13 protein-coding genes are annotated in these 14,034 nt (G+C 33.6%); 4 read left to right on the top strand and 9 right to left on the bottom strand.

Annotation, left to right across the window (positions count from 1 at the left end; all coding sequences use genetic code 11):
* The first annotated feature begins 79 nt into the window (after positions 1–79).
* The gene (locus BM211_RS04625) at positions 80–1,429 is read left to right on the top strand and encodes an erythromycin esterase family protein (protein ID WP_035437546.1); all 1,350 of its coding nucleotides are present in this window, start codon (positions 80–82) and stop codon (positions 1,427–1,429) included.
* Between the two features lie 279 nt (positions 1,430–1,708).
* Here BM211_RS04625 and BM211_RS04620 read toward each other — a convergent pair whose 3' ends face one another.
* The 3 genes from BM211_RS04620 to BM211_RS04610 all read right to left on the bottom strand — a co-directional run bounded on the left by BM211_RS04620 (position 1,709) and on the right by BM211_RS04610 (position 5,027).
* The gene (locus tag BM211_RS04620) at positions 1,709–2,410 is read right to left on the bottom strand and encodes a hypothetical protein (protein ID WP_090995345.1); all 702 of its coding nucleotides are present in this window, start codon (positions 2,408–2,410) and stop codon (positions 1,709–1,711) included.
* Between the two features lie 443 nt (positions 2,411–2,853).
* Positions 2,854–3,234, bottom strand: coding sequence for a penicillinase repressor BlaI (blaI, locus tag BM211_RS04615; protein WP_035437551.1), 381 nt, complete (start codon positions 3,232–3,234; stop codon positions 2,854–2,856).
* Between the two features lie 20 nt (positions 3,235–3,254).
* Positions 3,255–5,027 carry a BlaR1 family beta-lactam sensor/signal transducer gene (locus BM211_RS04610; protein ID WP_090995707.1) on the bottom strand — a complete coding sequence of 591 codons (1,773 nt, stop codon included), beginning with the start codon at positions 5,025–5,027 and terminating at the stop codon, positions 3,255–3,257.
* Between the two features lie 312 nt (positions 5,028–5,339).
* On the opposite strand from BM211_RS04610, the gene bla reads away from it, so the two are divergent.
* On the top strand, positions 5,340–6,269 hold the full coding sequence (bla, locus tag BM211_RS04605) for a class A beta-lactamase (RefSeq protein ID WP_371261856.1): 930 nt from the start codon (positions 5,340–5,342) through the stop codon (positions 6,267–6,269).
* 634 nt (positions 6,270–6,903) lie between these two features.
* Positions 6,904–8,292, top strand: coding sequence for an MFS transporter (locus BM211_RS04600; RefSeq protein WP_035437554.1), 1,389 nt, complete (start codon positions 6,904–6,906; stop codon positions 8,290–8,292).
* 281 nt (positions 8,293–8,573) lie between these two features.
* On the opposite strand, the gene BM211_RS04595 is transcribed toward BM211_RS04600, so the two are convergent.
* Positions 8,574–9,197 (bottom strand): CPBP family intramembrane glutamic endopeptidase, encoded by a 624-nt coding sequence (locus tag BM211_RS04595; protein WP_218160780.1) that lies wholly within the window; start codon positions 9,195–9,197, stop codon positions 8,574–8,576.
* A 531-nt stretch (positions 9,198–9,728) separates the two neighbouring features.
* Between BM211_RS04595 and BM211_RS04590 the strand changes: the two genes are divergently transcribed.
* The gene (locus BM211_RS04590; RefSeq protein WP_035437558.1) at positions 9,729–10,169 is read left to right on the top strand and encodes a YaiI/YqxD family protein; all 441 of its coding nucleotides are present in this window, start codon (positions 9,729–9,731) and stop codon (positions 10,167–10,169) included.
* A gap of 287 nt (positions 10,170–10,456) precedes the next feature.
* Here BM211_RS04590 and BM211_RS04585 read toward each other — a convergent pair whose 3' ends face one another.
* The 5 genes from BM211_RS04585 to BM211_RS04560 form a co-directional block, all read right to left on the bottom strand.
* Complete coding sequence (locus BM211_RS04585) at positions 10,457–10,972, bottom strand: P-loop NTPase family protein (RefSeq protein WP_090995340.1); 516 nt, start codon at positions 10,970–10,972, stop codon at positions 10,457–10,459.
* Positions 10,973–10,987: 15 nt separating this feature from the next.
* Complete coding sequence (locus tag BM211_RS04580) at positions 10,988–11,446, bottom strand: GNAT family N-acetyltransferase (RefSeq protein WP_177206880.1); 459 nt, start codon at positions 11,444–11,446, stop codon at positions 10,988–10,990.
* A 97-nt stretch (positions 11,447–11,543) separates the two neighbouring features.
* Positions 11,544–12,011 carry a hypothetical protein gene (locus BM211_RS04575; RefSeq protein ID WP_256216832.1) on the bottom strand — a complete coding sequence of 156 codons (468 nt, stop codon included), beginning with the start codon at positions 12,009–12,011 and terminating at the stop codon, positions 11,544–11,546.
* A gap of 250 nt (positions 12,012–12,261) precedes the next feature.
* Positions 12,262–12,999, bottom strand: a complete 738-nt coding sequence (locus BM211_RS04570) for a YwaF family protein (protein WP_090995335.1) — start codon at positions 12,997–12,999, stop codon at positions 12,262–12,264.
* A 772-nt stretch (positions 13,000–13,771) separates the two neighbouring features.
* Positions 13,772–14,034: thiol-activated cytolysin C-terminal domain-containing protein (locus tag BM211_RS04560; RefSeq protein WP_305728494.1), on the bottom strand; the 263-nt coding region annotated here is incomplete at its 5' end.

Below are 14,034 nucleotides of genomic sequence, written 5' to 3'. Positions count from 1 at the left end.
ATTATTCCCATTTTTTCAAATGAATGATAGATAATTAGATTTATGTAATAAAGGTTATAAAAAATCAGGAGGGGTATGTGTGTTTTCAAAATGGAAAAAAGGATTCATAACTACTTTATTTGCGCTAACAACATTTTCGACAGTAGCATCTGCTGAAGAAATGCCTGCAGATCAACAAAAATGGCAGAGTTGGGTTCGCGAACATGCAGTTAAATTACAAGAACCAACTGCTAGCTCGAATGAAGATTTATCATTTTTGAAACAAATCTTACAGGGCAAACGGATTGTTTCACTAGGTGAGTCTACTCATGGTTCAACAGAAATGAATCAATCAAAGGTTCGTATCATTAAGTATTTGCATGAAGAAATGGGTTATGATGTGATTGCATTTGAATCAAACTTTGCGGAAGCGAATGCTGTGTATCAAAATATAGATGATTTAACAGCTGAACAAGCCATGAAGAAAGCTATTTATAACCCGTGGTTTACAGAAGATGTGGAAGAATTATTTCAATACATAAAAGAACAAAAAGAAAAAGGAACACCTCTTATTTTAACAGGATTTGATATACAAATACCTTGGAATGTCAATACTGCTACATTTGCAACATATGCAAATGAATGGATTGGGAAATTGGATCCTGAAGTAGGTAAATTACTTGTAGAAGCAGAAAAAGAAATCGTAAAATACCGTTCTGTCTCTTCTTATAAGGAATTTCAAGCAATGCAGGCACCCCTTTTAGACAAATATGAAAACATAAAAGAGTTTATCCAACAACATAAAAATGAATTGCAACAAGTAGCACCTAAAACATCCTATGATGTAAATCTTCTAGAAAAATCAATCAAGATTCGAATCGATGCGCTTAAAACATATATGCCAAGCGATGTGAAAGAGCAGAAGAAAATTCCACGTGAAAAATATCCAGATGATTACTCATTTTACACTCGAGATCAACGGATGGCACAGAATTTAGCATGGTTAAGCGAGATGCAATTTAAGAATAAAAAAATAATTGTGTGGGGACACAATTATCATATTAGAAAACAAAATTCTAAAATGATTCAAGCCGCAACCGAACGCCCATTCCCAAATATGATGGATATGATACCACAGTATTTGAAAAATCAAATGTACACAGTCGGTTTATATGCATATAGTGGTAGTAGTTTAGATACGGATAATAAGACGCCTTATTCTGTAATAGAAAAACATCAAACAAATAGTGTCGAAGAAATTTTGAAGGCTGCACAGCATCCGCAAGTATTTGTAAATTTAAAAGGTGAGGAAAATCGTCCTGAAACCTCTTGGATGTATATGCCTATTATCGGACAGTATTGGGGATGTCTAGATGAAGTCATGATTCCTAACCAACAATATGATGGGATTCTATGGCTAGAGCATATTAGCCCTTCACGAATTAAGTAAAACAAAAAGCGCGCCAATGCAATAAATGGTGCGCTTTTTGTTTTATAGTTCCTTAAGAAATATATTATTCTTTAATTTTATGAAACGATTAGGTTATACGTATTCTGCTGAATGTGAACAAGGAAAGACACTTTATATAGGTGCCTAAGAGTCTCATGTATCATACAAACTAGTTAGAACTATTCCTTTTCTCTTCACCTCAAAAAATAATTATAAAAAGGATTTGATTTATTCCTTCGTAGGATGAACATCCCTCAATGACTTTTGTATTCATTTCATTTATTTTTTGGAAAATAGCTGCTCGAACAATAAATTTGGAACTGTTTTTTTGATCAACAATTCGGAAAGTTCAGCATTGACATCATGCAAGGTTACATAAGCAAAAAAATCTTCTGTTGTATCCAACAATGAAAATATATTTTTAAGTCTATTCATCACGTTGATTCCTATTAATATTAGATGTTCTTCAAAAAAGGATTTACGAAATGCTATCTTTCTTTGAACATCAAGTATTGGATGCTCCGTATTTATACAATAGTATGCGTTTGTGATTTCTTCTAATTGCGGAGTGATTAATTCACTGAAAAAGGTAAACGGAAATGCTGAATCATGGTACCGAACTCCATATAAGCTATTAAGCTCTTCTTCTGATTCATCAGGATACCACTTATCAATTATCTTTCGGTATTCCGGTTCTGTATTTATTGATATACCAAAATAGCCGCCCTCAGTATCAACGTACAATGCGAGTACAAATACATCTTTATTATTTTCGGAACGAGAAAATTTTTCTATGACATTAGAACATGCTTCAAAAAATAAATCTTCAACATACTTAAAATCCGCTAAAAATATATCCTTTTCATTTGATATATCTTCAAAATATTCAATGGTTTTTTCAGGAGTATAAACAATAAAACCCTTTTGAGTTGACTTCCAATCTCCATTAATTACTTGCTTAAGAAATGCGTTATAATCCATGGCTTTACCCCTTTTTTCATCTTTATGTATTATTTAAATATAATAACAATAAGAAAATATATAAGACGTTTCTATTCCTATCAATGAGTATGAATAAATCCGCTCTATAGTAACTGCTACCTTTCCTAAAGATTTTTTATCCGACCATGTAGTAAACCCTGCAAATAAAGAAGCAGTAACAGTCCATGCCCATCAAGTTAAGATCTCATAATGCCCCCAGAACGAAATTTTGTGCTAACTTGTAACCAAAAAGCTCATTTTATCGTATGGGGGTGGAATGAGCATGGGGTCGTTTCGTTCATTATGACTAACGGACGGGAAGAAAGTGATTCTTTTTAATCTGAGTAGAAATGATAATTACATGAGTAATATGTCCCCCACTATTTCGATTTCGACCGAAAAAAGCGATTTAAAAAAATTCCAAATCGCCTTTTTTAATATTATTACTTTTTAGGTTTCCTATCTAAAATAAAGCGTAGTTCATTGATTTCATCATCAGATAGGGTATCTTCCTGAATGAATTGGGCAAGCATGGATTTCAGGGTACCTCCATAGATACGCTTAATAAATGATTTGGTCTCGGCACGCTGGAACTCTTCCTGTGTATAGAGCGGGTAAAAGGTGTAAACTCTTAGATTTTTATTGACACCTACTACATCTTTTTGAACTAACCGATCGAGAAGAGTACGTATGGTTTTCGGTTTCCAATCAGTACTCTCCTGTAAGGAAAGTATGATGTCATTCGCTGTTTGAGGAGCTTTATCCCAAAGCACGTTCATGATTTCCCATTCTGATTCTGATATACTAGGGATGTTTTTCTCCATATTTATCCCCTCCATTTTCTTTAATAGATTCCTAAATCCTTTAAAATTGATAAAGTAATTTCTATAGCCTTGCTTCCAGATACATCATCTTCATTTTGTATATTGGTAGCAAAGAAATAAGTATTGTTCTTCGTCTCTACATACCCGATAAACCAACCATTGATGTTTTTTCCATTCACTGTTCCTGTACCCGTTTTTCCTGATAGGCGAGCTTCTTCATTCTTTTCTAAGAATAGTGCTTCTTTCACAGCTTGGATATTCACTTCCTTATATCCCAATTGATTATAATAAAAGGCTTGCAGCAGTTGCACTTGCTCGACTGGAGAAATTTTTAATGAGGATTCGTGCCAGAATTCACCTACCCCCCCAGATACATTGGAGTTTCCATAGTTTATATCTTGTAGATTAGATTGTATTGTTTCAATTCCTGTTCTACGATCTAGTTCTTGGAAATACCAGTTTACAGATTTTTGTAAAGCAGATGAGACATCCTGATCCATATTCCAAGCGTCATAGGGTTGCTCCGTCCCATCCCATGAAAGGGTGGATTCTTCGGGTGATATCACATTTGATTCTAGTGCAAATAAGGCACTATAGATTTTGTATGTGGAATCAGGTGATACCCGCAACGCACTTTTCTCTTCATTATAAATGCGATATTGTTTTGCACTCTGATCATATAAAACAAAACTTCCTTCATACCCTTTAAAGAATTGATGTAAATCCTCATAAACTGTTCCGTCATTATTAAAATAGTATCGGTCGTTCTCCGTCGCAAATGCAGAAATGACAGGTAATTGGACTGTCAAAATGATACTGGCCAACACATAAATAAAGACGCTTTTTCTTATTGATTTCTTTGCTCCAGGCTTATAGGCAGCAATTTGTTCAATTCGTTTTTTGATTTGACTCTTCGAACCGTTTATTTGTGTTACTAACTGTAGCTTACTTGACCGTTTCGAAAGATCTAAAAAATTAATGATTGTATTTCCATATTCACTAAATGAATTATCATCTAGTAAATGTAAAACAGATGTATCACATGCGATTTCCCGATCTAATCTCATTTCTCTAAAAGCAAGCCAGACAAGGGGATTAAACCAATAAACGATTTGATAGAACAATATCACGTAATTTGTCAGCAGATCCTTATTTTTATAGTGATTCAGTTCATGAAGAAAGATATACTCGTAATGTTTCAAGTTGAGCCAGTTTTCATGCTGAGAAGGTAAGACGATATATGTTTGAAAAAGTCCGAATATCATTGGAGATTGGACTTTTTTCGAAATAACAATCTTTATTGATTTTTTAATCTGTAGTCTTTTCTTGCATTCTTCGAAAAGCACGAGAACTTCTTGATTGGAAAACGTAGAAGAATAATTCTTTATCCTTCTAAGTGTAATCCATCCACGAACTATAGTAAAAGTATACAATAGCACCCCTGACATCCATAATCCCATCACTCCCATATTAAGTAAGGACAGATCCGGCCGATTGACAGATACAGAAAAGTCTTGTATCAGGTGTAGACCCTGCATCATATTAGTTCCAGTTATTTCTGTATTAGGGCTGAGCGCATTAGTCTGATATGTATTCCCACCGCTAAAGAGAGAACTAAAATTATATAAATGAGTAGGTATGAATGGAAGTGCTAAAGCGATAAAAAGAAACATCCACAAATGATAGTGCCATTTTGCTGTTAGTTGTCTTCCAAACCATTTTCGTGTAAGTAGAATAACAACAACGGAAAATGAAGACACCAATAGGCCAATTATAAAATGAGTTAAAAACATGTCTCTCAACACCAACTCTCTTGGATTTTTTAATTTTTAAAAACAGGTATATAGCATATTTATAGTAGCTTGATGATGAAAAATAAAGAGTTGACTTCACTTGATTACATCTGTAATATTGTACTACAGATGTAATCAGACTACAAATGTAATCTTTTGAAACTCCTTGAATAAGGTTGTTCTTTCAATTCGTACATAAGAGTCTAATCAAATAATTAGGAGGTTTTACATGTAATAGTAAAAACCGGTGTTCAAATTGTATACATTGTATCTAATTTAACATTTGTTTTAAGTATTAAAAGTGTGAAAGGAATGATCATTTTGAAAAGTACAAGGATGCTAAAAATAGGGATGTGTGTTGGCATACTAAGTTTAAGTCTTGCAAGTGTAAAACTCTTTACAGGTGAACCATTGCAAGTGGAAGCAAAAGAAAAAACAAAGCAAACCAAACATACAAATCATGCGACTCATCAGGAGTTCGCTCAACTTGAGAAAAAGTTCGACGCTCGACTAGGTGTCTATGCTATTGATACCGGTACAAATCGAACAGTTTCTTATAAACAAAATGAACGGTTTGCTTTCGCATCAACATATAAGGCTTTAGCTGCAGGAGCAGTGCTACTGCAAAATCCAATTGACAAATTAAACGAAGTTATCACTTATACAAAAGATGATTTAGTTGAATATTCACCCATTACAGAGAAATATGTAGATACCGGTATGACACTTGGAGAGATTGCAGAAGCTGCCGTTCGTTACAGTGATAATACCGCAGGGAACTTTTTATTTAAGGAACTAGACGGGCCTAAAGGATTTGAAAAAGCGCTCAAACAGATTGGTGATGGAGTTACCCAGGCAGATCGCTTTGAGACAGATTTAAACGAAGCTATTCCTGGTGACATCCGTGATACAAGTACAGCTAAAGCACTTGCTACCGATCTTAAGGCTTTCACAGTTGGAAATGTACTCCCAGCTGACAAACGTAAAATTCTTACAGATTGGATGCGTGGAAACGCTACAGGAGACAAACTTATCCGCGCTGGATTACCAAAAGACTGGGAAGTCGCTGATAAATCAGGAGCCGGAAGCTACGGAACACGAAATGATATTGCAATCGTTTGGCCACCGAATAGAAAACCCATTATCATTGCAATTCTGTCCAGTCGTGATACAAAGGATGCTACCTATGATAATGAACTGATCGCGCAGACTGCCACGATTACAATTAACGCTCTCAAGTAATAATATCCCAGTTTCCCCATTTATTAATCCAATGTTATCTAAAGGATAAAACAAAGAAGTACAAAAAGAGCTAGCGTCATGCTAACTCTTTTTTACTTCAATTATTACAAACTCTTCAAATATACAACCTTTCTCTTTTTGTAACAAAACAGACAAATTCCAAAAGAAAAGATGACTTGTGAGCAACAAAAAGGTATGGTATCCTTTTCATTGTTAAGATGTATACAAGTTTTTAGACAACTATACAATAACGTATATCACAAAGAGTTATTTTGCATAATCATGAAAGCGGAATCAACTATAAGATGTTTTTCGCTATTCATGCCTATACTTTTTTGTAAACATCACAAGAAGTATGGTATCCTTTCCACTCTTTATATGTATACAAGTCTTTAGACAACTATACGATAGTTTAAATAGTTATCACGCATGATTATTTCAGTCATACATGCAAACGCTTCCTTTAAACATCATAAAAAGGAAGACACAAAAGTGGATACAACTGTGCACAAGGAAATCCCTCATAGGAAACAAATGGCGTAAAAATTACGAAAGCCATCTGATCAATTGATAGTTAAACAATCATGACTCAGGAAGACCATTTCCTGAATTACAAAAGGAGAGAAATATCACTATGTCTACAATAAGTGCAAATTCAAGCATGAAGAAAACTCAAGAATATAGTGCTAAGAAAGCAGTACCTGTTACTTTACTGTTATTTCTACTATGTTTAATAATTGACAACTCGTTTAAGATTATTTCTGTTGATATGGCAAAGGATTTTAACATTTCAGCGACAACAGTTAGCTGGCAAGCAACATTAGCTGGTCTTGTAATCGGAATTGGAGCAGTCGTTTACGCAGCTTTAGCGGATTCTATTAGTTTTAGAAAACTTTTTACCGCTGGTATTCTTTTAATCTGCGTTGGTTCAGTCATGGGATATATTTTTCAGCATTCGTTTTTACTAGTTGTTATCTCACGAATTATTCAAACTGCCGGTTTAGCATCAGCTGAAACGTTATATGTAATCTTTGTCACAAAGCATTTACCTGCAGATGAACAAAAGAAATTTTTAGGATTAAGTACAAGTAGTTTTGCTCTTTCACAGCTTATCGGTGCATTAACTGGAGGTTATGTTTCAACATATTTCCATTGGACAACTTTATTTTTAATTTCTTTAGTAACACTTTTCACTCTTCCTTTTATTTTGAAATATCTTCCTAAGGAAGAAACGGAAAACAGTCATGTAGATATATTAGGATTATTTCTAGTTGGAGCCATTTCAGCGTCCCTACTACTATATATTACAGATTTCAATTGGCTTTACCTAATCTTGTTTATTGTTGCAATTGCCTTGTTCCTTACTTATATTAGTAAGAACTCAAAAGCTTTTATCGGAATCTCATTCTTCCAAAATAAGCAGTTTATCTCATTGCTTGGCGTTGCGTTTATCATTTACTCTGTGCAGTTAGCATATATTTTCCTATTCCCATTCTTACTTGAAAAGATCTATGGTTTACAGCTAGATACAATTTCACTATTATTGATTCCAGGCTATATAGCAGCGACTATCGTCGGAGCTCTTTCTGGAAAAGTTGCGAAGGTTATGGGAAGCAAACAATGTATTACACTTGCTATGTGCAGCATTATGCTCAGCTTACTATTAGGCGGATTCTTTATTAAAACTTCTGTTGTTGTATTCGTAATATCAATGGTTCTTTTCTCTAGTTCATTTGCATTCATGTATGCACCATTACTTGACTCTTGCATTTGTACAATCGATAAAGAAAAAACAGGAACAGCAATCGGATTTTATAATTTAACACTAAATGTTGCGATGTCAATCGGAATTGCTTACACAGCAGCAATGATGGACAATTCCGCAATAAAGAAAAATTTCCTTGGAATTATAAACAATGTGGACGCTTCTATGTTTAGTAATATTCTATTCATTCTTGTACTAGTTACTCTATTCAGTTTATCTCTGTACTGGGTATTAGTAGGAAGAAAAGCGACAAAATAGATTTATAGACCCTTTAAAGTTAGAACTCTAAGATTAAAATCTTAGGGTTCTTTTTTATTATTTGTACAATCTGATTGAAAGCGAATATTTGCTTTCATCGAACTACTTTACTTGCATATTTCTTCTCTGGAAAAATTCGTGAATTTGTTCCTCTTCTCTGTTGTTATAATGCTTCTCTATAAATTTTTGAAATTGACCTTTTATTTTGCTCCATATTCAATTCCTTTGATTAAGTCATTATAAATCTACTTTCATATATCGGAAAAAATAATGGTTCTCCGCTACGACTTATTAAAGGTTTTTCTATATTTCACCAAAACTAGAGCTACCGCAACTATAAAATATAATATAGTAGTAATGACAAAAGTATGTAGTTTATCTCCAATTTGGATCGCCATAAAATAATTAAAAAATTGATGAATCATCATTGTTATAACTAGATTATGATTCAGGTTATAAAATACCGTCATAATTATAGATACAGAAACAATAGAAACTAAAAAACAAATAATATATTGAACCAATTGTATTCCTGTATATCCTGAAGATATAAACCATAGCGGCGCATGCCAAAATCCCCACACCACGCCAACTATAATTGCTGATTTTAATGGGCTGAATTTTTTTTGCAATTCATTTAATACATACCCTCTCCAGCCCAGTTCTTCTCCTAATGGTCCTCGAATGAAATGATTACCAAATGCCACTAGTAGTGTACTCCAAGAAGTAGCTAATTGAGCTTTTATTGGTATGTTCTGGTCAATACTTGTAAATAAAAGACTTCCTAGGAAAATAGAAAATTGAAGTAGAAAAATCCATAATATCGTTGAAATTTTTATTTTTTCCCTGAATTGACTTTTTATATATTCCCTTAGATTACCTTTTGGATTGATTTTACGAAACATAACTATGAAAACAAATGTAGAAGTCCACGCTGATATAATTATCAATATGTTAGTTAGTATTTGGGCTTTTAAAACGTTCATTGTTATCCCAATTAGTAGAAGAAAACAATAAAATATTACGTATGTCCAAACAATATATCGCTTTACTATTTTTTCCAACCAATATCCCCCCACTGAGTTTATTAGAAAATAAATAAAGCCAATAGAACAATTTTACATTTTATCCCACATAATTGGAATATATACTATGGTGTTCCCACAGGTCAAGACGCCTATTTAAAATATTTTATTTTCCTTTCATCTTTAAAGGAACAGCCCATCTGAATTAAGAGATAGCTTACGGAATTGTCCCTCGATTAGGAAGTTGTAGCCTTGGAATAAAGTTTGATAATTTTTGTTATCCTTTCTCACTTAAAGCGCCCTTTAATAGAATAACTGTTTTTTTAATGATTTTAAGTAAAGCATCTTCGTTTGACAAAAGCTAAATCTGCCTTTATTATCAACTCGAACTTATTTATGGGAGTGATAAAGATGAAAATTTATGTTGATGCAGATGCTTGTCCGGTAAAAGATATTATTATCTCTGAAGGTACGAATGCTAAAATTCCTGTTATCCTTGTTACTAGCTTTTCTCATTTTTCTAATGCGGAACAACCATCAGGGGTAGAAAAGATTTATGTTGATTCTGGAGCAGATGCTGCGGATTATCGGATTATGAAGTTAGCAGAAAAAGGAGATATAATCGTTACGCAAGATTATGGTCTTGCTTCGCTAGGTTTAGCAAAAGGGTGTACGGTTCTTCACCACAATGGGTATAGCTATACAAATGAAAACATTGACCAATTATTACAAACACGTTATTTAAGTGCAATGGCTCGAAAAAGTGGCAAGCGTACAAAGGGGCCAAAACCATTTACATCAGAAGATAGGGAGAAATTTAGGGAGCTTTTTAAAAAAGCAATTTCACTGTGAATAACCCCTCCTTATCTACCTTAGAAGTGCACCCCAATTGTTAGACTGTGTCTAACAATTGGGGTGCACTTCTATCCTTCTCGTTCCTTGAGGAAGGGGAATTCTTTTGGAAATATGTTAAAATAATGAGAACGAAGGTATAGCGGCGTAACCAAAAGAAGTAAAAAAGGGTTACCATGACGCTAGCTCTTTTTTACTTCTTTGTTTTATCCTTATTATCATTTTAGAATGTTAACTTAAATACATGACCTGTACTTGCTCACTCTCTATGTTTTAAACCTCTTTTTTTAACTTATATCAACTTCCCTATTATCCCTCACAACAACAACCTTATCACCACGCTCCCCTAACATATACAAAATCTCCGCTTTATTCTTTCTTTCAAAATCTCTCGTCCATTTAAACATATTCAAATACATGTTAAAACTCGGCTTATAGTTTACCTTTTCTAGCCGAAGCAGTTGTAAAATGTATCTCTTCGTTATTCTATATACCCTTTTTGAAAGAGCTACATCTAAAAAAATGATGATATCTGCATGTTGAAAACTTTGAGATACCCATGTATGATGAGCCCCTTCAACAATCCATGTATTAGAACTGACAATATCATTCAGCTGCCTATCTCTTTCTTCAGGCGTATTTCTTATGTCTCCATTTTCAGACCTTTTCCAAACGACATTGTCGAGCTCATAATATGGAATGTTTAACTCCAAGGATAATGTTCTTGCTAAAGTTGTTTTCCCGCTTCCGACAGAACCTATGATATGAATTTTATTAGGATGTTTATATTTCAGCACAATCATCGCCCCATTTTCTATCTACATCTTCTTCCCCATTCTCCAGCAGCGATGATTGTAAGAATTTCGCTCTTCTCCCAATCTTTCAAACCCTTGCTTTTCATAGAATTTAATCGCGCGCAAATTGGACTGTGCAACGCGAAGATGATATTCCATCACATTCCGTTTTTTAAACTGCTCCTCAGCATATTGAAACAGCTCGTTACTATATCCCTTCCCGCGTCCCTCAGGAATTACATATACAAAACTGACATACCCAATCTCTCTTCCTTCATACGTATCATACCGAAGTACTAATTCTCCGACTGCCTGTTGATCACGTTCTAAGAGAACAAACCCTTCTGGAAAATTCAATTGTTTTTGCTTTGCATACTTTATATATTCACCCTCATGAAACTCAAGTTCTTCATCTGTATCTGTGAAAAATCGAATGATTGTTTGTTTATCTTTTTCGATATCGACACAACGAAATGTAAGCATTGGCATCGCTTCCTTTCATTTCATACTTAAATCAATCTTACAATATCTTTCATTTCGGTAAAATTAGTCAAAACTTTAGCATATAAATAAGAAATACTTATGAATCTAGCAAATCGCTATTATTTTCAATCATCGCTTTCAAATTTCTTTCATTTAGTCCATTTTGACAAAAATCAAATTTTGTGTTCTTTATTCGTTTCACGCGGTCCACAATTTGTCCTAAATGATAGCCAGTATGTTCAACAAGATGAAAGAGACTATGTATATCTATTTCTACATTTTGTTTACTATTTACAGCTTTCGCAAACTCTCTTTTCCAATTCGTAAAGGTCTCTTCAATAATGGAACATAACGCAGTTGATGATATGTCTAAATGAGGAAGGTACTCTTCAATCCCTTCTTCAAACTTAATATTTGAATTCGAGTACCGAACTGTATTTCTTTTTATATGCTCACAAATGTGTAGAACAATTCCACCAATTGAATTCATCTCCTGCTTCCACAATTCTTCAGTATGTAAACAATGAATTGCTTGAAGTAGTTTCGGACGATAGTGGTCGTACATACGATGATATGTAATTTAAAAAACCAATTGCATGTCTATTCCCCCCATACCTAGCAGAATACTTTATCAAATTACCATTTATAAAATACACAATTATCTTACAATTGATTTTATTTTCCGTCTAGAGGAGAGAAATTGTATATTGACCATAGAATGGTATTTCAAGAGAAAACTATTCAAAAATCTTTAGAGTAAATAGAATAACAAAACCACACCACTGCTAAATTTATAGCGGGGTGTGGTCTCTCACTCAAATGTTTCTTAATATTTTTTTGTTCATACTTCTTCTATTTCTATTAAACGGTATATACAAGAGTAGACATGCAATAAACGCAACAATTTCTAATGAAATAATATAGTAAGGATAAGGACCTAGCATATCAAGTAAGGAAGCTGTTTCTGGCTTATGCGCTAAAAACATATAGTTCCCGCCTGTTTTACCGTTTACAAATAAAATAATTGGTAGCAATGCATTTAAAAATAACATCGTACGTTTAATCGATTGAAAAGTTGGTCTATACCCTTCCACCCATGTCATAAAGAGCGGTGACAGAACGAGTAATGCATGTGCGATGAAATATTCTAAGAAGCGAAAATGCGGAAAGGCATACTGTAAGTTTGGAGTTAAAATGGCTTGTGATGCCCCAAGAATTCCTGTAAAAAAGACAATTTCATATAGCCTATAACTTTTCGTTATAATCATAATGGATGCCAAAAATAAGCTAATCGTACATAACTCAAATGGCAATGATGTACTAAGTTTAAAAAGCCCTGCCTTCACCTGCCATATGTCCAATCCAATTTCACTGCCTATAAATAAAAAAGCAATTGTGTAGCGAACCATTATATTCCATTGCTCTTGGCGAAGTAAATCCTGATATTGATATAGAAAATAAATTCCTAAACCAATAAGAAGAAGTACAATAACGTGTTGCTTCGAGTATGGGACAAACGGTTCTAATGGAGCTGCTCGAAAATATGCTTCCATGCTCCCACCTCCTTTCTACCAATATTATGGTAAAAAAGGAAAGGCTCGTCAACTTATTTACTTTCTGCAAAAGCTCAAATTTACTGTTTTTTATGGCTATACTAACTTTAAAATATTATGCTTTGAAGTTTAATAGACATTACTCTACGTTACTTTAATATTTTTTATGGAATTAATTAAAGTTAGTTTCATATCTTTCTTTTTTTAGTAGGTAGTATTATCATTTTGCTTGGTTTCTATTTTTCTATATAGCTTCTTAGTACCTTATTTTGATAAAAAATAGTTTAGATTTACCTTTTTGTGTCCAAAATATTGACTCAAATCCAAATAAACTATATCTTTGTTTTGTGGATAGAGAGAGCGATAAAAAAAGAAATGAAAGGGAAAATAAGGGACCACGAAGAAATTCCCATTTCCATAAAATAAAATGACATAGATATTTGAAAAAGCATTGTTATTACAGGTGCGATCCATACCTTTTTAAAAATATAAAAACCTATTAATCCAAATGAAATACAAATAATTGGTTCGAAGACTAATTGATACAAAAAAGGGCCTAGAGAGTCTAATATAAAATTCTTCAATATAATTCACCTCCTACAAGAGTGGTTCACTACTTTAGTCTAATACTAATTTAATAGGGGTAGCGTCCCGAAAATGTGGATTTACAACGTTATGTTGTTTATAGCATTAAAAATGAATAATGTAAAAGCGCCGATATACTTACGACTAAGTAAAAAAGCGCCCTGTAAACAGGGCGCTTCACTTTTAATTAGTGACTAATATTAGCATTTGGGTATAATGTTGTTCCTCCAATTGAAACTTTCATTTCATTTGTTAATGGAACATTTTGTTCATTAATAATTGTTCTCCACCATTCCCATGCAAGACCTGTACATTCTTTCGCCATAACTTTTACATTTTTCGCATTCGCTGGAAGTGGGATCACTGTATTGAAATGAGCAGTTCTGTCTCTACCGTTTCCATCCCAAGTTTTATGAGTTAATACTTCTTTTCCATTTTGATCATATGAGA

The sequence above is a fragment of the Bacillus sp. 491mf genome, from assembly GCF_900112415.1.
Lineage (GTDB): Bacteria > Bacillota > Bacilli > Bacillales > Bacillaceae_G > Bacillus_A.
This window is presented reverse-complemented; position numbering and strand designations above follow the sequence as displayed.

Coding starts and splice junctions, on each gene's coding strand:
- BM211_RS04575 (WP_256216832.1), bottom strand. CDS start 12,011: ATGTACGACCACTATCGTCCGAAACTACTTCAAGCAATTCATTGTTTA.
- BM211_RS04580 (WP_177206880.1), bottom strand. CDS start 11,446: ATGCTTACATTTCGTTGTGTCGATATCGAAAAAGATAAACAAACAATC.
- BM211_RS04590 (WP_035437558.1), top strand. CDS start 9,729: ATGAAAATTTATGTTGATGCAGATGCTTGTCCGGTAAAAGATATTATT.
- blaI (WP_035437551.1), bottom strand. CDS start 3,234: ATGGAGAAAAACATCCCTAGTATATCAGAATCAGAATGGGAAATCATG.
- BM211_RS04600 (WP_035437554.1), top strand. CDS start 6,904: ATGTCTACAATAAGTGCAAATTCAAGCATGAAGAAAACTCAAGAATAT.
- bla (WP_371261856.1), top strand. CDS start 5,340: ATGATCATTTTGAAAAGTACAAGGATGCTAAAAATAGGGATGTGTGTT.
- BM211_RS04595 (WP_218160780.1), bottom strand. CDS start 9,197: ATGTTTCGTAAAATCAATCCAAAAGGTAATCTAAGGGAATATATAAAA.
- BM211_RS04570 (WP_090995335.1), bottom strand. CDS start 12,999: ATGGAAGCATATTTTCGAGCAGCTCCATTAGAACCGTTTGTCCCATAC.
- BM211_RS04620 (WP_090995345.1), bottom strand. CDS start 2,410: ATGGATTATAACGCATTTCTTAAGCAAGTAATTAATGGAGATTGGAAG.
- BM211_RS04585 (WP_090995340.1), bottom strand. CDS start 10,972: ATGATTGTGCTGAAATATAAACATCCTAATAAAATTCATATCATAGGT.
- BM211_RS04610 (WP_090995707.1), bottom strand. CDS start 5,027: ATGTTTTTAACTCATTTTATAATTGGCCTATTGGTGTCTTCATTTTCC.